16 protein-coding genes are annotated in these 20,879 nt (G+C 74.2%); 6 read left to right on the forward strand and 10 right to left on the reverse strand.

Features of this window, described 5'->3' with window-relative positions:
* Window positions 1–75: 75 nt before the first annotated feature.
* From OUQ99_RS09585 to OUQ99_RS09600, 4 genes are read right to left on the reverse strand one after another with little or no spacing between them, the layout of a single operon-like run.
* Window positions 76–789, reverse strand: a complete 714-nt coding sequence (locus OUQ99_RS09585; protein WP_267949071.1) for an ABC transporter ATP-binding protein — start codon at window positions 787–789, stop codon at window positions 76–78.
* Complete coding sequence (locus OUQ99_RS09590) at window positions 773–2,554, reverse strand: dipeptide/oligopeptide/nickel ABC transporter permease/ATP-binding protein (RefSeq protein ID WP_267949072.1); 1,782 nt, start codon at window positions 2,552–2,554, stop codon at window positions 773–775. Before OUQ99_RS09590 ends, OUQ99_RS09585 begins: the two co-directional genes overlap by 17 nt.
* Entirely contained in the window at window positions 2,547–3,590 is a 1,044-nt protein-coding gene (locus OUQ99_RS09595; RefSeq protein ID WP_267949073.1) for an ABC transporter permease, read from the reverse strand. Before OUQ99_RS09595 ends, OUQ99_RS09590 begins: the two co-directional genes overlap by 8 nt.
* Entirely contained in the window at window positions 3,578–5,188 is a 1,611-nt protein-coding gene (locus tag OUQ99_RS09600; protein WP_267949074.1) for an ABC transporter substrate-binding protein, read from the reverse strand. Before OUQ99_RS09600 ends, OUQ99_RS09595 begins: the two co-directional genes overlap by 13 nt.
* A gap of 213 nt (window positions 5,189–5,401) precedes the next feature.
* Here OUQ99_RS09600 and OUQ99_RS09605 point away from each other — a divergent pair, with 213 nt between their 5' ends.
* On the forward strand, window positions 5,402–5,800 hold the full coding sequence (locus tag OUQ99_RS09605; RefSeq protein ID WP_267949075.1) for an ArsR/SmtB family transcription factor: 399 nt from the start codon (window positions 5,402–5,404) through the stop codon (window positions 5,798–5,800).
* A 121-nt stretch (window positions 5,801–5,921) separates the two neighbouring features.
* On the opposite strand, the gene OUQ99_RS09610 is transcribed toward OUQ99_RS09605, so the two are convergent.
* Window positions 5,922–8,042, reverse strand: coding sequence for an acyltransferase family protein (locus OUQ99_RS09610; RefSeq protein ID WP_431061495.1), 2,121 nt, complete (start codon window positions 8,040–8,042; stop codon window positions 5,922–5,924).
* A 373-nt stretch (window positions 8,043–8,415) separates the two neighbouring features.
* On the opposite strand from OUQ99_RS09610, the gene OUQ99_RS09615 reads away from it, so the two are divergent.
* The 3 genes from OUQ99_RS09615 to OUQ99_RS09625 all read left to right on the forward strand — a co-directional run bounded on the left by OUQ99_RS09615 (window position 8,416) and on the right by OUQ99_RS09625 (window position 12,588).
* Complete coding sequence (locus tag OUQ99_RS09615) at window positions 8,416–9,513, forward strand: TetR/AcrR family transcriptional regulator (protein WP_267949076.1); 1,098 nt, start codon at window positions 8,416–8,418, stop codon at window positions 9,511–9,513.
* A gap of 454 nt (window positions 9,514–9,967) precedes the next feature.
* The gene (clpX, locus tag OUQ99_RS09620) at window positions 9,968–11,254 is read left to right on the forward strand and encodes an ATP-dependent Clp protease ATP-binding subunit ClpX (protein WP_267949077.1); all 1,287 of its coding nucleotides are present in this window, start codon (window positions 9,968–9,970) and stop codon (window positions 11,252–11,254) included.
* Between the two features lie 116 nt (window positions 11,255–11,370).
* Window positions 11,371–12,588, forward strand: a complete 1,218-nt coding sequence (locus OUQ99_RS09625) for a PP2C family protein-serine/threonine phosphatase (protein WP_267949078.1) — start codon at window positions 11,371–11,373, stop codon at window positions 12,586–12,588.
* A gap of 60 nt (window positions 12,589–12,648) precedes the next feature.
* Here OUQ99_RS09625 and OUQ99_RS09630 read toward each other — a convergent pair whose 3' ends face one another.
* The 5 genes from OUQ99_RS09630 to OUQ99_RS09650 all read right to left on the reverse strand — a co-directional run bounded on the left by OUQ99_RS09630 (window position 12,649) and on the right by OUQ99_RS09650 (window position 17,697).
* Window positions 12,649–13,455 (reverse strand): cyclase family protein, encoded by an 807-nt coding sequence (locus OUQ99_RS09630; protein WP_267949079.1) that lies wholly within the window; start codon window positions 13,453–13,455, stop codon window positions 12,649–12,651.
* Window positions 13,456–13,587: 132 nt separating this feature from the next.
* Entirely contained in the window at window positions 13,588–14,607 is a 1,020-nt protein-coding gene (locus OUQ99_RS09635; protein ID WP_267949080.1) for an ABC transporter substrate-binding protein, read from the reverse strand.
* Entirely contained in the window at window positions 14,604–15,458 is an 855-nt protein-coding gene (locus tag OUQ99_RS09640; RefSeq protein ID WP_267949081.1) for an ABC transporter permease, read from the reverse strand. Before OUQ99_RS09640 ends, OUQ99_RS09635 begins: the two co-directional genes overlap by 4 nt.
* Window positions 15,442–16,224, reverse strand: a complete 783-nt coding sequence (locus tag OUQ99_RS09645) for an ABC transporter ATP-binding protein (RefSeq protein ID WP_267949082.1) — start codon at window positions 16,222–16,224, stop codon at window positions 15,442–15,444. The genes OUQ99_RS09640 and OUQ99_RS09645 overlap by 17 nt, the downstream gene beginning before the upstream one ends.
* A gap of 216 nt (window positions 16,225–16,440) precedes the next feature.
* The gene (locus OUQ99_RS09650; protein WP_267949083.1) at window positions 16,441–17,697 is read right to left on the reverse strand and encodes an MFS transporter; all 1,257 of its coding nucleotides are present in this window, start codon (window positions 17,695–17,697) and stop codon (window positions 16,441–16,443) included.
* 174 nt (window positions 17,698–17,871) lie between these two features.
* Between OUQ99_RS09650 and OUQ99_RS09655 the strand changes: the two genes are divergently transcribed.
* Together OUQ99_RS09655 and OUQ99_RS09660 are read left to right on the forward strand one after the other, a co-directional pair.
* Complete coding sequence (locus tag OUQ99_RS09655) at window positions 17,872–19,554, forward strand: glycoside hydrolase family 13 protein (RefSeq protein WP_267949084.1); 1,683 nt, start codon at window positions 17,872–17,874, stop codon at window positions 19,552–19,554.
* A 254-nt stretch (window positions 19,555–19,808) separates the two neighbouring features.
* Window positions 19,809–20,849: an iron-siderophore ABC transporter substrate-binding protein gene (locus OUQ99_RS09660; RefSeq protein ID WP_267950326.1), complete on the forward strand. Its 1,041-nt coding sequence runs from the start codon at window positions 19,809–19,811 to the stop codon at window positions 20,847–20,849.
* Window positions 20,850–20,879: the final 30 nt, after the last annotated feature.

Consider the following 20,879-nt stretch of genomic DNA (forward strand, 5'->3'; position numbering starts at 1 on the left):
CCGCGCCGGCTCCCCTCTTCCGCCGCCGTACCCCTGCGGGCCTCCGGTCCCGCCCGGGCCCGTGGCGGGCGGAGCCTACGGGGAGGCGCGCCGGCCGGCCGGGTGGCCGGTGTGCGGGGCCCCCAGCCTCGACAGGTCCACCACGTCGTGGGCCCAGGCGGCCAGCAGCGCGTGGTCGTGGCTGATCGCGAGGATCCCCACACCGTCCTCGGCGAGCGAGGTCAGCAGGTGCGCGACGGTGGCGGTGGAGGCGGCGTCGAGCATGGCGGTCGGCTCGTCGCAGACCAGGTAGCGGGGCGCGGCGGCCAGCGCCCTGGCCACGCACGCCCGCTGGAGCTGTCCGGCGGACACCTGGTCGGGGCGGCGGTCGAGCAGGTCCCCGGTCAGGCCCACCCGCCGGGCCAGCTCCGCCACGCGGCGGGCCTCGTCGGCCTTCCGCCCGGCCCCCCGGGCCCCGGGGCCGGTTCCCCGCGCCCGTGCGGTGAGCGGCTGGGCGATGATCCCGCGCAGCCGCATCCGGGGGTCGGTGGCCGCCCGCGGGGACTGGTGCAGCAGCCCCAGGTCCCCGCTCATCCTGCCCCGGCGTGCGGCCACCGGCCGGCCGTCGGCCAGCACCGTTCCGGAGTCGGGGGAGCGCAGCCCCGTCAGGATCCGGGCGAGGGAGGACTTCCCGCTCCCCGAGGGCCCGGTCAGCCCCAGGACGCGGCCCGGTTCGACGGTGAGGTCCACCCCGTCGAGGACCGTCTGCTGCCCGTAGCGGCAGGTGACGCCCTCAGCGACCAGCGACATCTGTTCCTCCCCATCGTTCGGCGAACGACCCCTCCCCGGGCGGGTCGGTCAGTTCGGGCGGCAGGCCCGGCAGCGGCCGCAGGCCCCGGCCGGGGAGAGCCGCCAGGAGCGCCCCGGTGTAGGGGTGCTCCGGGGCGGTCAGCACGCGCTCCGCCGGTCCGTGCTCGACGATCCGCCCGGCGTACATCACCGCCACCGCGTCGGCGGCGCCCGCGGTGTCGAGGGCCTGGAGGTCGTGGGTGATGACGAGCACCGCGGTACCCCGGTCGGCCGCGCCGCGCAGCAGGCGCAGGACCTGCCCGGCGAGGTCCGGGTCGAGTCCCGCGGTGGGTTCGTCGGCCACGAGCACCGCCGGGTCCCCGGCGAGCGCGGCGGCCAGCACCGCTCTCGCGGCCATCCCGCCGGAGAGCTCGTGGGGGTACTTGTCCGCCGCGGACCCCTCCAGCCCCACGCGCGCCAGCAGTTCCGGCACCGGCGTCGGGGCGCCGAGCGAGGCCGCGACCTCCGCGAGCTGCGGGCCGAGCCTGCGGACCGGTGTGAACGTCGCGGCCCCGGCCTGTCCGGCGAGGCCGACCACCCTTCCGTGCAGGCCCCGCCAGGCACGCTCGTCGGCGGCGGGGACCTCCCGGCCGGCGATCCGCACGCTGCCCGCCGACCGGGTTCCCTGCGGAAGGAGTCCGCACAGGGCCGAGGCGAGCGTGGACTTCCCGCACCCGGACTCCCCGACCAGCGCGGTCAACCGCCCAGCGTGCAGGTCGAGGTCGACGCCGGTGGCGGCGTGCACCAGCCGGCCGTCGTCCGTCGGGAGCCGCAGCGTCAGTCCGCGCACGCGCACCGCGGGCTCGGGGGACTCCGCGGCGGGCACGTCCCGCGCGATCGCGCCGGGCGCCGCCGTCCCGGGCACGGCGGCGGTACCGCGCCGGACCCCCGGCCCCCGCGCCCGGCGGGGGCCCGGACCCAGGACGCCGCTCGACCCGGCCGTGGCGAGCGTGGTGGCCACGAGCACCCCGGCCGGGGCGGCCAGGGTCCACCAGGCCCCGGTGAACACGTCACCCCGGGCCACTTCGAGCAGCGTGCCCAGGCTGGCCTCGTCCGGCGGGAGCCCGAGACCGAGGAAGCTGAGGGTGGACTCGTGCCAGACGGCGTGCGGAAGGAGCATCACCAGGCCCACCGCGGCCTGTGGCAGCGCCGCCGGAAGCAGGTGGCGGAGCAGGACCGCGCGTCGGGTGGAGCCCCACAGGTAGGCCGCCTCCACGTACTCGGCCGAGCGCACGGAGAGCATCTCCGCGCGTACGATGCGCGCGACCTGCGGCCAGTGGGTGAGGGATATCGAGGCGATGACCGCCCACGGCGACCCCGGGTACAGGGCCACGACCACCACGCCGAGCAGCAGGTGCGGCAGGGCGTTGACGCCGTCGGTGACGCGCATGAGCAGCATGTCGACCCGCCCGCCCGCGGACGCCGCGGCGGCCCCCACGGCGACACCGAGGACGGTGGCGGTGACGGCGCAGGCCAGGGCGATCGCCAGGGAGACGCGCAACCCCTCGGCGGCCCGGACGAACAGGTCGTGCCCGGAGTGGTCGGTCCCGAACCAGTGGGCCGGGCCGGGCCCCCGGAGGGCCTGGGAGAAGTCCGCGGTCTGGGGCCCCGCCCACCACGGGACGGCGACGGCGTAGACCACCAGCGCGGCCAGTGCCGCCACGGGCAGGACCCGCCCGGACACCGCCCGCCCGATCCGCGCGGGACGTGTCGCCGGTTCAGGCATCGGTCCCCACCCTCGGGTCCAGGAGCAGGTAGGCGGCGTCGGCGAGGAGGGATCCGACCAGCACGACGGCGGTGGTGGCCACGGTGAGCGCGGCCAGCAGCGGGAAGTCGAGCGCCTGCGCCGATCCCACCACGGCTCCCGCGAGCCCGGGCCAGGCGAAGACCTCCTCGACCAGCACCGCCCCCACCACCAGCTCGGGGAGCCGGGCTCCCACGATGGTGGCCAGGGGTGCGAGGGAGACCGGGAGGACGTGCGCGGCGACCACCCGCGCCGGGGTCAGCCCGCGTGCCCGTGCGGCCCGCACGGCTTCGGAACCCGTGGCCCGCGCCACGGCGGTGCGCACCGCCAGCAGGGCCCAGGGCAGCTGCGTGAGGGCCAGGGTCACCGCCGGGAGCACCAGGTGGCGCGCCACCCCGGCGGCGGTGTGGGGCTCGCCCGGCTCGGCCGCGCCGGCCACGGGGGCCCAGCGCAGGAGCACCGCGAACACGGTGACCGAGCCCAGGGCGAGCACGAACGGGGGCACCGCCTGCACCAGGACGCCCGTGCGGGTGACCGCGCGGTCCAGGGCGCCGCCCGGGGCGAGCCCCGCCGCCGTGCCCAGCAGCAGCGCGGCGAGGACGGCCCCCGCCAGTGCCGTGCCGGACAGCAGGAGCGTCCACGGAAGGCGTTCGGCGAACACCTCGGACACCGGCATGGCGTACACGCGGGACCAGCCGAGGTCCCCGCGGAGCAGGTCGCCGACCCAGGCCCACCAGGCCTGCCACCACGGGGCGTCGAACCCCAGGGCGCCGCTCAGCGACTCCCGCTGTTCGGCGGAGACCTGCTGGTAGCGCGCGCCCAGGTGGGCGGCGAGCGGGTCGAAGGGGGACCGGTCCGCGAGGAGGAACACCAGGCCGCTCAGCCCCGCCAGCATCGGAACGCCGACGACGGCGCGGTGCAGGGCCAGGCCGCCCAGGGCGCGGCGGCGGTCCCGCCACAGGGTGCGACGCGGGCGGGCGGCGCCGCGGGCGGTGGGTCCGGCGGTCACCGCCGCCATCCGGCGAGGTTCCACCACGGGCCCCAGGAGACGCCGTGGGCATGGGGTTCGAGCACCAGCGGTCCGCTGTCCCAGTCGTTCTCGGCGGAGACGTAGGTGTGGTCCGCGAAGGCGAGGAACACGTAGGTGGGGTGCTCGACGTAGGCCCTCTGCACCTCGCGGTAGAGCTCGGCGCGCTCGGCGGCGTCCGGGCTGCGCCGGGCGTCCTCCAGGGCCTCGTCCACCCCCGGGACGGCGAGGTCGCCGGGGTTCTCGAACGTGGGCGTGCCCTCCTCGCGCGTGTGCAGGGTGGCGTACACCTGGGTGTCCAGGTCGTAGGGCTTGTCCCCGCCGCCCAGCAGGATCGCGGCGTCGGCGGTGTGCGAACCCATGTCGTCCCAGGTGCCGCCGCGGACGTCGACCTCGATCCCCAGGGGCAGCATCTCGGCGGCGAACGCCGTGGCCAGGTCGCGGCGCAGGCTGTCGGAGGCGAGGTAGTACAGGGTGAACGCGGCCCGGTCGCCGTCGCGCTCGCGGATGCCGTCCGGCCCCTCTCGCCAGCCGGCCCCGTCCAGCAGGCGGGCGGCCTCGTCGGGGTCGTGGTCGAAGACGGCCTCGGGCTCGTGGGCCTCGCCGTAGACCTCGGCCACCGGGGTGTGGGCGGGGCGGCCGTGGCCGGCGAGGACGTGCTCGATGATCCCGTCGCGGTCCACGGCCAGGTTCATGGCGAGCCGGGCGGCCCCGTCGGAGGCGAAGGCGTTCTCCGCCGGGAGGGACAGCCCCCGCCAGTCCGCGGTGCGTACCGACAGGACGTCGACGCCGTCGGCGCCGGCGAAGGTCGCGGCCGCGGTCGGGGGCAGCACGGTGCCGTCGACGCCCCCCGCGCGCATCCGCTGGGCGCGGGTGTTGTCGTCGGGGAGGTACAGGGTGACCAGTTCGGTGACCTGCGGCGCGGTGCCGTGGTAGTGCGGGTTGGCCTCGAACACGGCCTGTTCGGCGTCGAGTTCGGCCAGGACGTAGGGTCCCGTTCCGACGGGGCGGCGGTTGCGCCCGGAGTCCGCGGCCGGGCCGGGGGTGATCTCCTCCTCGGGCGTGATGCCCAGCGACATCCGCGCGGGGAAGGCGTAGTAGGGGTGGTGCAGGGTGAAGCGCACGCTGTGGTCGCCGGTCGCGGTGACCGACTCGATCATCGAGTAGGAGGCGGCGATCTCGGAGGCCGTGGCGGGGTCGAGCACGGCGGAGTAGGTCGCCACGACGTCGTCCGCGTCGAGGGCGGACCCGTCGGAGAAGACGACGTCGGTGCGCAGCTCCACGTCCCAGACCGTGGAGTCCCCGTTGGGTTCGGGAGGGGCGGCGGCGAGGGCCGGTGCGAGGTCGGGCAGCCGGTCGTCCCCGGTGGACTCGGGCCGCAGCAGGCCCTCGAAGACTGGGGAGACGCCGAGTTCGCCGTATCCGTCGACGGGGTCGTAGCCGCCCAGGGGCTGGGCGTCGGCGAGGACGATGCGGGTGGGGGAGCCGGACGGTCCGGCCGCCGGCGGTCCCGCGCAGGAGGTGAGCGCGAGCGCGGCGACGAGTGCGGTGCCGGTGAGGAGGGTGCGTGTGGGGACGGGTCGTGTCATTCAGAGCTTCCTGTGGGGCGGTTCTCACGAACGACGGCCAATATCTGACCATCTGATCAGATGATAAGGTCCCGATTTCGCGCGCGGCGCCCGGACCGGGCGCACCGGACCGCCCCGGGATCCTCCTTCCCCTGTCACCACGGCGATGCGGGGCCGGAACGCGGACGTGGAGACGATCGTCACCAGTGCCCCGGCTCTGCGATGATGGCCCCGATGACTTCTTCCGGTGATCGGCTCGACCCGAACTCCCAGCTCGACATCGGCGCCTGGGCGGACCGGTTCCGCCTGCTCGGCGACCCGACCCGCCTGCGGCTGCTGACCGCGATGCACCAGGCCGGCCCCGGGACGGCCTCGGTGGGGGAGCTCGCCGCCGCGGCCGGGATCAGCGACGCCACCGCCTCCCAGGCGCTGCGGACCCTGAGGCTCCAGGGCTGGGTGCGCGACGAGCGGGAGGGGCGCACGGTGCGCTACACGCTCACCGACCGCACCGTGCACGATCTGCTCCACCTCATCGGCGCCGGGCACGGAGCCGCTCCGGCGGAGGGGGAGGGCGGTGCGCCCGGCCCCGGGCCCGCGGACGGCGCACCCGGGGAGCGCTCCCGGGCGACGTAGCGCCCCGGCCCCCGCCCGGCCCCGGGCCCGCGGACGGCGCACCCGGGGAGCGCTCCCGGGCGACGTAGCGCCCCGGCCCCCGCGCGGACCCGGGCCCTCCGGCGGGGCGCCGCCGCAGGGCCTACCAGCCGGTCGCCGCGGTGAGGCGCTCGTCCAGCGCCGGTGCGAGGGTGCGCATGAACGTCGCGCCGATGTGGCTGCCGTCCCAGTACACGAGCACGTTGCCGACGACCGGACGGCACACCGCGGGTTCGCAGATCAGGTCGTTGAGGTCGAGCACGGTCACGTTGTCCGGGAGCCGCACCCCCTCCAGGGGCGAGGTCGCGGCCATCGACGTCCCCGGCTCCACCGAGCACTCCTCCGGCGTGGACGAGGCGAGGCACTCGGGGACGTCGAAGCCGAACCGGGGGGTGTCCCGCACGGCGACCACCTCCACGCCCAGCTCCTCCAGCTCCCTCCACCGCTCCACGTAGCCGTCCACGACCTGCTCCTCCCCGAACCCGGCGGAGGCGTCCAGGCTGGTCGTGGTGCCGGTGGTGAACACCGCGTCGGGCTCCAGCGCGGCGAGTTCGGCCATCACGCCGCGGTTCCACTCCGCGCAGGAGGTGTAGGGGGCTCCCTTGTAGGTCTGCGGGGCGTCGGTGAACAGGCACGAGCCCTTGACGATGTTGACCAGCCGCCAGTCGTGGTCGAGCGCCACCCGCTCCAGCGCCGGGAACCAGTGCGCGGCGTGGGAGCCGCCGACCAGCGCCACCGTGCGCTCCGGGGACTCCGAGCCGTAGACGCAGGTGATGACCTCGGCGTCCGCGATGGTCTGGTTGCAGCCGTCCCCGTAGGTGGCGGGCACGTCCTCGGAGGCCGACGCGGGGCTCGGGTAGACCGGGAGGTCCGCGGCCCGGCCGGCGCCTCCCCCGTCCGCCAGCACCGCCGCGCCGGGGTAGCTGCGGCCGTCCGCCAACAGCTCCTCCCACCGGCGCTGGTCGGCGTCCAGCCGGGCCGACCAGGCCCCGGCCGCGAGCAGCACCGGGAGCAGGCAGGCCAGGCCCACCGCCGCTCCGCGCAGAGCCGGCCCCCGCAGGGCGGCCCGCGCGGCCCCGCCCCGGCGGGGGGCCGCCGCGGAGCCGGGGGCGCCCGGCCGCCTTCCGAGCGCGGCCAGCCGGTCGGCGACCGGGGTGGTCGCCGCGGCCAGCACCAGCGACGCGGCCAGCACCGCCGCCCCGCCCACCGGGCTCGCCAGGGTGCGGTCGGTGGCGGCCAGGTAGAACACCAGCAGCGGCCAGTGCCACAGGTACAGCGCGTACGACACCGAACCGAGGTAGCGCACGGGGCGGAGGGTCAGCAGCCGGTCGGCGCCCGGCCCGGCGCCGGTCGCGCCCGCCGCCACGACCGCCGCGGCGGCCAGCGTCGGCCACAGGGCAGCGAGGCCGGGGAAGACCGTGGACACCTGGAGCAGGACGCCGCACAGGACCAGCGCCGCCAGCCCGGCCCACCCCAGCACGACCCGCACCGCCAGGGGCAGGCGCAGGTGGGGGAGCGCCAGGGCGAGGAGGCCGCCGAGGGCGAACTCCCACAGCCGCGCCCCGGTGTCGAAGTAGGCCCAGGGCTGGTCGGCGCGGGTGGCGTACACCGAGTAGGCCAGGGAGAGCGCGAACACGGAGGCCAGCGCGACGAGGGCGCCCGCGCGCGGACCGCGCCCGGCGCGCCCCGCCGCCCACACCGCCGCGGCGACGAGCAGCGGCCACAGCACGTAGAACTGCCCCTGGACGGACAGGGACCAGAAGTGCTGGAGGGGGCTGGTCCCGTCGCCCCGCGACAGGTAGTCCACCGAGTCCAGGGCCAGGGACCAGTTGAGGTGGTGGAACGCGGAGGCGAACGCCTCGCCCAGGACGTCCCGCCAGCGGGGCTCGGGCAGCAGGAACCGTGTGCACAGCAGCACGGCCGCGATGACCAGGGCCGCCGTGGGCAGCAGCCGGGCGGCCAGCCGTCCGAGGAAGGCCCCGAACCGGATCCCGCCGCGGTCGGCCGCTCGCAGCAGGGACCCCGTGACGAGGAACCCGCTGAGCATCAGGAAGACGTCGACGCCGCCGGAGACCCGGCCCAGCCAGATGTGGTAGACGGCGACCAGCAGCACGGCGACGGCCCGCAGCCCGTCGATCTCGGGGCGGTGGCCGCCGCCGTCGGCGCCGCCGGTGCGCGGGGCGGTCCCGGCCCCGGTCCCGGCGCGGGAGGCGAGTGGGGACACGGGAACGGTGCTCGCTTTCGCGGGAGGGGAGGGAGCGGTCCCGGCGGGCGCGGCCCGGCCGGTGGTCGGCCATGCTGCCCCGTTCCCGTGACCGTGCGGGGTACGCGGGCTGAATCCCGCGCCATGGTCCGCTGCACACTTCGCGTCGCCGCTCCCGCCGGGGCGCCCCACCGCCCCGTGGGAGGGCTCCGTGACCGGTCGGCCGCGCCCTCCCCCCGGGGAGGCGCCGGTGAGGGTGAGGGGCCGCGCGGGCGCCGCCCCCGGTGCGTACGCCCCTCCCCGCTCGAATGTCCCTGACATGCGGGTGTCGTTGGTATCCGAGTGTCGGGGGCATCTCGAAGTAGGATGGGGTGACGCCGAAGCGAGGAGAACGATGGCCCGGCTCAACAGGGCGGAACAGCAGGCCCGCAACCGCGCACGTGTACTGGCCGCCGCGAGGGACGAGTTCGCCGAACACGGGTTCCGCGACGCCAAGGTCGACCGCATCGCCGACCGCGCCGAACTCACCAGGGGGGCGGTCTACTCCAACTTCCCCGGCAAACGGGCCCTGTACTTCTCGGTCCTGGCCGAGACCGCCGAGCGTGCCTCGCCGACGCCCCGGACCGGGCCCGGGACCACGGCCGCCACGGCCCTGGGCGCGCTCGCCCGCGCCTGGGTCTCCCGGTTCCCCCTCTCCGACTCCGACGAGTCCCTGCGGACCGCGGCCGGGCTCACCCCCGAGATCCTGTCCGACGAGCCGACCCGGCGCGCGTTCGCCCAGCTGATGCGGCTGGACGCGGTCCTGCTCGGCCTGTCCCTGGAGGCCCTGGAACCGCCGGCGGAGCCCGGGGGACGCCGGGTGCGCGTCGCCGAGACCGTGCTCACGACCCTCTACGGCGCCGGGCAGACGGCCGCCGCCGCCCCCGGTTTCGTCGACCCGTTCAACGTCGTCCGCGCCTGTGAGCGGCTCGCCGGCCTGAACCCGGACGACGTCTGGCCGCTCCCCCACGTCGCGCACATCCCGCCCGCCACCCCCGTGGACGAGGGCTGGGCGCCTCCGGAGGGGTTCGACGCCGTCCGGCGCCGGACCGTCTCCCTCGCCGACGACGGCGTGGTGGCCGTCCTGGGGCTGCACCGGCTCGGAGCCGTCGAGGAGGCGCTGCGCGCGGCCCCCGGCGACGCGGCGGTCACGGCCGTGGTGGTCACCGCCGATCCCGCCGAGCTGGCGCCCCTGGCCAGGCTCGCCGTCGCCGACCTGTGCGGGTGCCTGCGCCAGGCCTTCCCCGAGGAGGCCTGGCCCCGTCTGCGTGTGGTGTTCGACGACGCCGGCGCGATCGCCGCGGCGGCCGGGGTCGCCTCGGTGGAGGACACCACCGAGACCGCGGTCCGCGTGGTGGGCGGCCGTGTGGTGGCACGCTCCGACGACCGCGGCGCCGGCCACGCCGCCGGCTCCTTCGCCCGTGCCCGCGGAGGCGACAGGTCCCGGAGGTGACCTGACGCCGTGGCGCGCCGGACCGGTGGCGGTCCGGCCTGGCGGAGGCGTGCCAGGGCCCGCCGTCCGGCCCTCCGCCGGTACGCGCGGGCGGCGCCCCAGGAGTCGACCTAAGTCGGCCCGCGGGTAAAGCCAATCCTGGTTGACCAAGGCGGGGTTGTGGAGGACGGGTACGGGGCGCGGCCGGGGGTACGCTCGGCAGCACCGGGGTGCACCCTCCCCCGCCCTCCGCGGCGCGCCGCCGGTCGTGTCCCCGTCGCGCCGACCGCTGCGGGGGACCGGCCGGGGGACGGGGGCGCCCGCCGGTCGGGCCCTCCCCCTCGGGCGGCGGGCGCGGCTTTGCGACCTGTACCAGCAGGGGTTACCGTGAGAATCCGGATGCTGCGGTCATCTGGCTCAGGGGGACTCCCCGCCGATCCACCCGGGCACGGCCCGCGTGAGGAGAACGTTTCTAGTGACACGCACCGGCGCCAGCGCACCCCTTCTCAAGTGCTCGTTCTGCGGCAAGGACCAGAGCCAGGTCCGCAGACTCATCGCGGGGCCCGGCCACATCTGCATCTGCGACGAGTGCGTCGGCCTGTGCAACGAGATCATGGAGGAGGAGGACACCGTCCTCCACGCCGACACCCCGTGGGACTCGTTGCCGAAGCCGCGGGAGATCTACGAGTTCCTGGACTCGTACGTGATCGGTCAGGACCAGGCGAAGAAGGCCTTGTCGGTGGCGGTGTACAACCACTACAAGCGTGTGCGGTCGGAGGGTGAGCGTCCGGGGTCGGAGGGCGTGGAGATCGCGAAGTCCAACATCTTGCTGTTGGGTCCGACGGGGTCGGGGAAGACGCTGTTGGCGCAGACGTTGGCGCGGATCCTGAATGTGCCGTTCGCGATCGCGGACGCGACGGCGCTGACGGAGGCGGGGTATGTGGGGGAGGATGTGGAGAACATCCTGCTCAAGTTGATCCAGGCGGCTGATTACGATGTGAAGAAGGCCGAGACGGGGATCATCTATATCGATGAGGTCGACAAGGTCGCGCGTAAGAGTGAGAATCCCTCGATCACGCGTGATGTGTCGGGTGAGGGTGTGCAGCAGGCGTTGTTGAAGATCTTGGAGGGGACGACGGCGAGTGTGCCGCCCCAGGGTGGGCGCAAGCATCCGCACCAGGAGTTCATTCAGATCGATACGACGAATGTGTTGTTCATCTGTGGTGGGGCGTTCGCGGGTCTGGAGAAGATCATCGAGTCGCGGACGGGTCAGCAGGGGATGGGGTTCAATGCGGTTCTGCGGCCTCGGGGTGAGGTGGCGGAGTCGGGGTTGTTCGGTGAGGTGATGCCGGAGGATCTGTTGAAGTTCGGGATGATTCCGGAGTTCATCGGTCGGTTGCCGGTGATCACGAGTGTGGATGATCTGGATCGTGGGGCGTTGATCCGGATTTTGACGGAGCCGCGTAATGCGTTGGTGAAGCAGTATCAGCGGTTGTTCGAGTTGGACGGTGTGGGGTTGGAGTTCACGCCGGAGGCTTTGGAGGCGATTGCTGAGCAGGGGATTATTCGGGGGACGGGTGCGCGTGGGTTGCGGGCGATCATCGAGGAGGTGTTGTTGTCGGTGATGTACGAGGTGCCTTCGCGTGAGGATGTGGGGCAGGTGATCATCAGTCGGGAGACGGTGATCGACAACGTGAACCCCACGATCGTGCCGCGCATCCGCACCGAGCAGAACAGGCGGCGCCGCGACCGCTCGGCCTGACCCCGGCGGTCCCCGCTCCGTGGGGCGGACGGCAGGAGCGTGTCCCGGGGGACACGCGGCCTTCGTGCCGCCCCGAGCGCGCCCCCCGGTGTGAGACTTGCGGGGGAGGTGGGCGCATGGTCGACGGGTCCCCGATCGGTGAGGGCGAGCTCCTGTTCGAGGAGCTGGTCAGGTCCGTGCACGGCTGCGGGCCGATCGAGGTCCTGGAGGCGGCCGAGCGCTACGGCCAGGCCATCGGCCTCACGGCGGTCACCGTCCACGTGGTCGACATCCAGCAGAACCTCCTCTTCCCCCTCACCGGCGGACCCCCGCTCGGCGTCGACTCCACCGAGGCGGGGGAGGCCTACCGCTCCGACACGCTGCGGCTGGACGAGGGGGGCGACGGCGAACTGAGCCTGTGGCTCCCCCTGCGCGACGGCGCCGACCGCATGGGCGTCCTGCACGTCAGGACGGAGTCCCTGGACGAGCCCACCCTGCGCCGCTGCCAGACGCTGGCCTCCCTCCTGGCCCTGGTGGTCACCTCCAAACGCGCCTACAGCGACACCTACGTCCGCCACACCCGCACGCGGCCGGTGCAGCTGCGCACCGAGATGCTGCGCGCCTTCCTGCCGCCGCGCACGCTCGGCACCACGCGGGGGGTGTCCACCGCCGTCCTCGAACCCGCCTACGAGCTCGGCGGCGACGCCTTCGACCACTCGATCACGAAGGACACCCTGCACGCCGTCATCCTCGACGCGATGGGCCACGACCTGGCCTCCGGCCTGACCGCGTCGGTGGCCATGGCCGGGGCCCGCAGCGCCAGGCGCAACGGGGCCGACCTCGCCGAGCTCACCGCGAGTGTGGAGAAGGCCCTGCTCCAGTGGCTTCCCGAACGCTTCTGCACGGGTGTCTTCGCCACCCTGGAGCTGGCCGACGGGATGTTCTCCTGGGCCAACTGCGCCCACCCCACGCCCCTGCTCATCCGGGACCGCCGCCTGGTGCCCGGGGCCCTGGACCGGGAACCGGAGGTGCCCCTCGGCCTCGGCGGCGTCCTGGGCGGGACCGAGGCGCGCACCGTCCACCGCGTCCGGCTCGAACCCGGAGACCAGGTGCTGCTCTACACCGACGGCGTGACCGAGGCCCACGACAGCGAGGGGCGGATGTTCGGCCTCGAGCAGTTCGCGGACTTCGTCATCCGTGCGGCCTCCGCCGACGAGCCCGCCCCCGAGACCCTGCGGCGCCTCATCCACGCCATCCACGAGCACCAGCGCGGCAGCTTCACCGACGACGCCACCATCATGCTGCTGGAATGGCACCCGGACGGCCGCGGGGCGCCGCGCTCCCGGGGGTGCTGAGGAACCGCCCTGTGGGCCCGGCCGCGCCGCCGCGCCGGGGGCGGCGCGCCGCGGCCGTCGTCACCACAGGGCCAGCACCCTGCTCGGCCCGCCGGAGGCGTCCAGCCCCGGCATCACCCCGATGCTGAGCAGGGCTCCGGTCGGCGGCAGCCGGTCCAGTCCCGTCAGCGACTCCAGCCCCCACCGGTCGGCGCGGCCGAGCACCTCGTGCGCGGCGAAGTCCGTGGAGCGACCCGGGTCGGTGCTCAGCGTGTCGACCCCCACCCCGGCGACCCGCCTCCGGGCGACCAGGAACTCGCACGCCTCCGCGCCGAAGCCGGGGAAGTGCCACGAGCCGTCGGCCGCCACCCCGCGCACCGCCTCGTCCCCCCGCGCCCAGCGGGCGCTCCACCCCGAGTTCATCAGCACCGCCGCCCCGGCCGGGATCTCCCCGTGCGCCCGCTCGAACGCCAGGACGTCGTCCACCGTGACCGTGGTGTCCGGATCCTCCGCGGCGCGGGCCCTGACGTCGATGACGGCGGCGGGCGCGACCAGCTCCTCCGGCCGGATGTCGGGGACCAGGCGGCCGCCGCCGATCACGTGCCCGGGGGCGTCCAGGTGCGTCCCCGTGTGCTCACCGAACGTCCACTGCTGCACGTAGAGGCCGAACTCCCCCTCGGGGGCGGCCTCGGAGACCGTCTCCCGCACGGGTTTCACGTCGTCCCACCCGGCCATCGTCGGCGAGATCACGTGGCTCAGGTCGGCCACCCGGTGGAAGGCCCGGGGCCACGGAAGGGGGCCGGGCGGCGGGGGCGGGGGGCCGGCCGGGGCGGAGTCGGACAGGCCGTTCCGCGCGCGGACGGTCTCACCGGTTCCGTGGAGGCACATGGGGTCCCTTTCGTGTCGTGTCCTCTGCCGTATGCCCGGGCGGGGACCGGGACAACCTGTGCGCGGCCCCCTGTGGACGGGCTCCGACACGCTACCGGGCGCGGCGGGCGGCGGAACCGCGCGGGCCCCGCGTCAGCTGCCGTCCTCGGCGGCGACGGTGTCGAACACCAGGTCGCCCCAGCTCTCCGGGGCGGTGCCGATGGCGCCGATCTCGGCCATGAACGAGCCGATCCTCTCCAGGCCCTGCGGCGCGGTCGTGTACTCGATGCCGTCCCGGCCCAGGTGCTCCAGGTACTCCTCCGCCGTGACCGCCCCGTTCTCGGCCTCGGACAGGATGCGGGCGGCCGCCTCGGGGTCCCCGGTGATCAGCTCGTTGGCGCGTTCCACGCAGGCGTGCAGGGCCTCGACGACGTCGGGGTTCTCCTCCGCGTAGTCCTCCATGGCGGTGACCACGTTGAAGCCGTGCGGACCGCCGAGGACCTCGTAGCTGTCGAGGAGCACCCGCGCGCCCTCGGCCTCGGCCTGGTACTGGAACGGCGGAGCGGTGACCGCCGCCGCGATCTGTCCGCTGAGCAGGGCCTGGAGGGCGTCGGGGTGGGGCATGGCCACCAGGTTGCCGGTGAACCGGTCCGGGTCGCCGAACTCCTCCCGGGCGGCGTGCGCCAGCACGATCGACTGGATCGAGCCCGGTTGGGGCGAGGAGATGCGGTCGGCGCCGGTGATGTCGGACAGGCTCCGGATGCGGTCGTCCGTGGTGACCATCCACAGCGGCATGTTGTTCAGGCCGGTGACGACCTTCCACGGGACGCCGCTGTCGCGTGCCTGGAGGAAGGGCGCCAGGCCGCCGGTGCCCGCCTGGAGGCTGCCCGCGAGCATGCCGTCCCGGCTCGCCGAGCCCCCGCTCAGCACCTGCCACTCGACGGTGCGGTCGGGCAGCGCCTCCGCCAGCCACCCCCTGGCCTCGACGACGGTCAGCGACGCGTAGCTGAGCCCGTATCCGGTGGCGATCGCCACCGTGCCGGACCCGTCCGAGGCCCCGGAGCCGTCGGAGCACCCCGCGGCGCCCACGACGGCGGCGCCCGCGAGCAGGCCGAGGCCGCCGCGGAGCACGTCGCGGCGTCCGGGGGACCGTGGTGTACGGATGGCGGTCACAGGGCGGCTCCCTCTTTCATGCCCCAGCGGACGACGGTCCGCCGCTCCAGCAGTGTGAACAGCAGGTCCAGCGCGATCCCGATCAGCGCGATGGTCACCAGGCCCGCGAAGACGTCCGGGATGTCCAGGTGGAAGCGGGCCTCGTTGATGAAGAACCCGAGCCCTCCCTGCGCGCCCGCGACCCCGAAGACCAGCTCGGCGGCGATGACGGTGCGCCAGCCGAACGCCCAGCCCGTCCTGACCCCGGCGACGGTGTGCGGCAGGGCCGCGGGCAGGTGCACGTCCCGGATCAGCCGCCACGAGCGCAGGCCGAGGCTGCGGCCGACCATGAGCGTGGTGGCCGGGACGGTGCGGAAGCCCATGCCGATGTTGACCGCCATCGGCCACAGGACGGCGTTGGCCACCACGAACACCAGGACGGTCTCGTCGAGGCCGAACCACAGCATGGCCAGGGGCAGGATCGCCACCGACGGCAGGGGGTTGACCATCGCGGTGAGCAGCGTCAGCAGGTCGTCGCCGAAGCGCGTGGCGACCGCGAGGGCGGTGAGCACGACGGCCAGCGCCGTGCCGATGAGCATCCCCAGGCCGAGGATCCGCAGGGTGGTGAGGGTGGGTCCCACCAGGGCGCCGCCGCCCCACCCCTCCGCGAACGCGGCGGCCACGTCCCAGGGCCCCGCGAAGACGAGCGGACTGACGCCGGCGGCGACCACGTACAACTGCCACACCCCGAGCAGCGCCACCAGGAGGGCGCTCCTGCGCAGGCCGACGGGAAGCCGCGACCAGGGGCCGTCCGACCGCCGGCCCCCTGCGCCGGCGTCGGCGGGCGGCGCGGTCTCAGTCGAGGACGGCACGGCCGGCCTCCTCCCTGTCGTCGGAGAGCAGCGCGCGCAGGCGGCGGCGCGCCGCGGTGAACCCCTCGGTGTCCGGGCTGTCCAGGCCGGCGACGTCGAGGGTCTCCACGACGGACGAGGGGCGCCCGCCCAGCACCACCACCCGGTCGCCGAGCAGCACGGCCTCGTCGATGCTGTGGGTGACGAAGAGGATGCTCACGCGGGTGCGCCGGGCCAGTCCGGCCAGTTCCGCCTGGAGGCGTCCGCGCGTCTGGGCGTCGAGGGCGCCGAAGGGTTCGTCCATCAGCAGCATGCGGGGCTCCAGGGCGAACGCGCGGGCGATCGCGACGCGCTGCTTCATGCCCCCCGAGAGCTGGTGGGGGTGGCGGTCCAGGGCGTGTCCGAGCCCCATCAGCTCCAGCTGGGCCGTGGCCCGTGCGCGCGCCTCGTCGCGCGGCGTGCCGGTCGCGCGCAGCGCGTAGGCGACGTTGCCGAGGACGGTGCGCCAGGGGAAGAGCTGGTCCAGTTCCTGGAAGACCACGGCCCGGTCCGGGGCGGGGCCCTCCACCTCCGCGCCGTGGAAGGAGATCCGCCCGGCGGAGGGGGTGAGGAAGCCGGCGACGGCCTTGAGGACGGTGGACTTCCCGCAGCCGGAACGGCCGATCAGCATCACGGTCTCGCCGTGGCCGACGGTGAGGTCGGCGCCGGCGACCGCCGGTACGCGGCCGCCCGGGCCCGGGTACCCGATCGCGACCCCGTCGACGGACAGGAGCGGTTCTGCGCCCATCGGGACTCCTCTCTCGTTGCGCGGTGTCGTGGCCGGCGGGTGCGCGGCGCCATCTTCCGACTAAAGCAGTAGGAAATATAGACTATTTGGGCGGGTCCGGCCACCGCGTCGACGCACGGGGGGCTGTAGGGGCGGCGGTGGATCAGGGCCTGTGCAGGTCAGGCGTGGTACCCGGGCGGCCCGGGGCGGTCGGCGCCGGCTCGGCCGCGGGCGGTGTCAGTGCCGCGCCGGGACGGCGCGGAGGTTCCGGACGGGGCGCACCATGAGCAGCACCAGGCCCACCACGAGGGTGGCCGCCCCGCCGACGAGCAGGAGGGGCCGCGCCCCGAAGAGCTCCGCGGCCGGTCCCGCCAGGGCCTGCCCCACGGGCATCATCGCCAGGGAGCCCGCCATCTCGTAGGAGTGGATCCGGCCGAGGACCGGGCGGGGGGTGTGGGTCTGCACGCTGGTGCTCCACATGACGCCCCAGAAGCCCATCATCGCGCCGCTGACCGCCGCACCCAGGGCCAGCGCGGACGCCGGGAGGCCCAGCCCGACGCTGACGGAGAACGCTCCGGCGCCGAACAGCGCGAGCGTGCCCGCCCGGAGGGGGAACCGCGGCCGCACCCGCATCGCCACCAGGCCGCCCAGGGCCGTGCCGCCGCCCAGGGCGGAACTGACGAGTCCGAACGCCTGGGCGCCGTGGCCGGTGATGATCTCACTCGCGGTCAGGGGGACCTGAGGTCCCCACATGCTCACCATCAGCACCATCCACAACAGGATCACCGACCACATCCAGGTGCGGCTGCGGAACTCGCGCCACCCCTCCGCCAGGTCGGCGGCGTAACCGGGCCCCTGGCCCCGCCGTCTGACCGTCCCGGGCAGTCGGACGAGCCCCAGCAGGACCGCCCCCACCGCGTAGGCGCCCGCGTGGACGGCCAGGACGCCGGCGGCGGAGAACAGGGCCACCAGCAGCCCGGCCACGGCCGGGCCCAGCAGCATGGCGAGGGCCTCGGCGGTGCGGATGACCGCGTTCGCCCCGTGCACGTCCCCGGACACCCGCGGGATCACCGAGCCCACGCCCGGCTGGAACGCGCCTGCGGCGATCCCGTTCACGGCGCCGATCACGCAGATCTGCCACAGCACCACGTGCCCGGTCAGGAAGAGGACCGCCACCGTGCCCTGGGTCGCCACGCGCACCAGGTCGGCCGCGATCATCAGCCGGCGCGCCCCCCAGCGGTCGGACAGCACTCCGCCGAAGACCACGAAGGCCACGAAGCACGCGGAGAAGGACGCCATCGCGAGGCCGATCCCGCCGGCCCCGTGTCCGTGCGCGATCAGCCCGGCCGACAGGGCGACGGGCAGCATCCCGTCGCCGAGCTTGGCCACGACGCGGGCGGAGAAGAACAAGGAGAAGTTCCGCGACCACAGCTTCCGTCCGCCGCCCGCCCGCCACGCGCCTTCGACCTGCTCCGACAGTGCGCCGCGCCCCATATTTCCCGCTTTCCTTCGATCGGACACGGTTCGTCCGAGCGGTTCGCCACCCTACCGGTCCAGACCAGTTGGCGGGGATCTTGCGGGAATCGGGAAGAGGATCGAGGAAAACTGTCCCGACCCGGGGCGCTCCAGTAACTTGGCTCACACGCGGCCGCGGAGGAGAGGACCCCTATGCCCCTGGAGCAGAGCGCCGACTGGTGGAAGTCCAGCGTCGTCTACCAGATCTATCCGAGCAGCTTCCACGACAGCGACGGCGACGGGGTCGGCGACCTGCCCGGCGTCATCGCCAGGCTCGACTACCTGAAACTCCTGGGCGTCGACGTCGTGTGGCTCTCACCCGTCTACCCCTCGCCGTGGGACGACAACGGGTACGACATCAGCGACTACCGGGACATCCACCCCCGGTTCGGCACCCTGGAGGACTGGGACCGGCTGCGCGACGGGCTGCACGAGCGCGGGATGCGCCTGGTGATGGACCTGGTCGTCAACCACACCAGCGACGAGCACCCGTGGTTCACCGCCTCCCGCGCGGGGGACCCCGACAAGCGCGACTTCTACTTCTGGAGGCCCGGGCGCGACGGCGGGCCGCCCAACAACTGGGGCTCGGTGTTCTCCGGCCCCGCCTGGACCCAGGACGAGGCCACCGGCGAGTACTACCTGCACCTGTTCACCCGGCGCCAGCCCGATCTGAACTGGGAGAACCCACGGGTGCGCGAGGCCGTCCACGACGTGGCGCGCTGGTGGCTGGACCGGGGCGCCGACGGGTTCCGCATGGACGTGATCAACTTCGTCTCCAAGACGCGGCAGATGCCCGACGGCCCGGTCTCGGGGGAGCACGGGCACGGGTCCTTCGCCGAGTACGCCGTGAACGGCCCCCGCCTGCACGAGTTCCTGCACGAGATGCACAGGGAGGTCTTCGCGGGCAGGGACGTGCTCACCGTCGGCGAGATGCCCGGGGCGGACGTGGCGCAGGCCCGCGTGCACACCGACCCCGCCAACCGCGAGCTCGACATGGTGTTCCAGTTCGAGCACGTGGAACTCGACCACGGGCCCGGCGGCAAGTTCGACCCGCGCCCCCTGGACCTGCGCGATCTCAAGCGCTCCCTCAACCGCTGGCAGGAGGGCCTGGGCGGGACCGGCTGGAACAGCCTGTACTGGAACAACCACGACCAGCCCCGGGCGGTGTCGCGCTTCGGGGACGAGCGGTACCGGGTCGAGTCGGCGACCGCTCTGGCCACGACCCTGCACATGATGAAGGGGACGCCGTACGTCTACCAGGGCGAGGAGCTGGGGATGACCAACGCCCACCTCGCCGACATCGGCGACTACCGGGACGTGGAGACCCTCAACTACCACCGCGCCGCGGTGGAGGGCGGCAGGGTGGACGCGGACGCCGCCATGGCGGGCATCGCCCGGATGAGCCGGGACAACGCGCGCACGCCCATGCAGTGGGACGCCTCGCCCAACGCCGGGTTCACCACCGGTACGCCGTGGATCGGGGTCAACCCCAACCACGTCGAGATCAACGCGGAGGCGGCCGTCGCCGACCAGGGCTCGGTGTTCCACTACTACCGGCGCCTGATCGCGCTGCGCAAGGAGCACCCGGTGATCGTGCACGGCCGGTTCGAGCCCCTGGCGGAGGAGGACCCCGCGGTGTACGCCTACACCCGGACCCTGGACGACCGGGTGCTGACGGTACTGGTGAACTGGGGCGCCGACACGGCTCCGCTGGACCTGGACCCCAAGGTCGCCGGGCGCGATCCCGAACGGCTGATCGGCAACTACCCCGAGGAGGACGGGCTGTTCGCGCCCCTGCGTCCCTGGGAGGCCCGCGTCCACCTGGGGAGGTCCTGACCCTCCTGCCGGCCGGCCCGGGGTCCGGACCCCGGGCCGGGGCGTGCTCCTGCGACGCCTGACCTGGGGCGGAGTCCGTCCGGCGGGTTCAGAATTTTTGAAATCCGTGGGAAGTGAGGTTAGACTAACCTTCGTTCTGTCGGGGTTCTCCCGTTTCGTCCTCCGTGTTTCCCCTCGGGGCCGATAGCCCCTGCGCGGAACGGGCCCGCCGGGTACGACGCGGCCACCCTCATGACGAAGAAAGCAGTGTGAGCATGGCCTCCACCTTCCACCGCGCCAGCGGCATCGGACTCACCGCCCTCCTCGCCCTCGGCCTCACGGCCTGCGGCGGCGCCGAGGAGGACACCGGCGGGAGCGGCGGCGAGAGCGGCGGCACGGCGGGCGGCGCGTTCCCGGTCAGCATCGAGAGCGCCCTCGGCACCGCCGAGATCCCCGAGCAGCCCGAGCGCGTCGTCACCCTCGGGCAGGGCTCGGCGGAGACCGCCATCGCCCTGGGCGTCGTCCCGGTCGGCGTCGAGAGCTACGAGTGGGGCAGCGACGACACCGGGTACCTCCCCTGGATCCACGAGGCCGTCACCGAGTCCGGCGAGGAGCTGCCCGAGCAGTTCGCCGGCGCCGACGACATCGACTTCGAGGCGATCATCGAGCTGGCCCCCGACGTCATCCTCGCCCCCTGGTCCGGCGTCACCCAGGAGCAGTACGACATCCTGAGCGACATCGCCCCCACGGTCGCCTACCCCGAGCTCCCCTGGAGCACCGACTGGGACCAGCAGATCGAGATCATCGGCGAGGCGCTGGGGCAGCCCGAGGAGGCGCAGGGCCTCATCGGGGACATCGAGACCCAGTTCGAGGAGGCGGCCGCGGCCAACGAGCAGTTCGCCGACCTCACCTTCTCCTACGTCTACACCGACGGCCCCGGCACGCTCGGCGTCTTCCTCCCCGACGAGCAGCGCGTCGCCATGGTGCGCGGCCTGGGCCTGACCGTCGACCCCGTCGTCGAGACCTTCCCCGAGACCGAGGGCACCGACTCCGCCATCATCGGCCTGGAGAACGCCGACCAGCTCGCCGACAGCGACCTGCTCTTCACGTTCTACACCGACGACGAGACGCGCGCCGAGATCGAGGCGCAGGACCTCTACGCGGCGATCCCCGCCGTCGAGAGCGGAGCCGTGGTCGCCGCCGAGGACACCTCCTTCGTCACCGCGTCCTCGATCATCAACCCGCTCACCGTCCCCTGGGTCATCGAGCGCTACGTGCCCATGATCGAAGAGGCCGCGGCCAACGCCGACAGCTGATCCCACCGACAGGGCGAACGTGAAGACACT

It is taken from the genome of Streptomonospora nanhaiensis, from assembly GCF_026642255.1.
In the GTDB taxonomy this organism is placed as follows: Bacteria; Actinomycetota; Actinomycetes; order Streptosporangiales; family Streptosporangiaceae; genus Nocardiopsis; species Nocardiopsis tropica.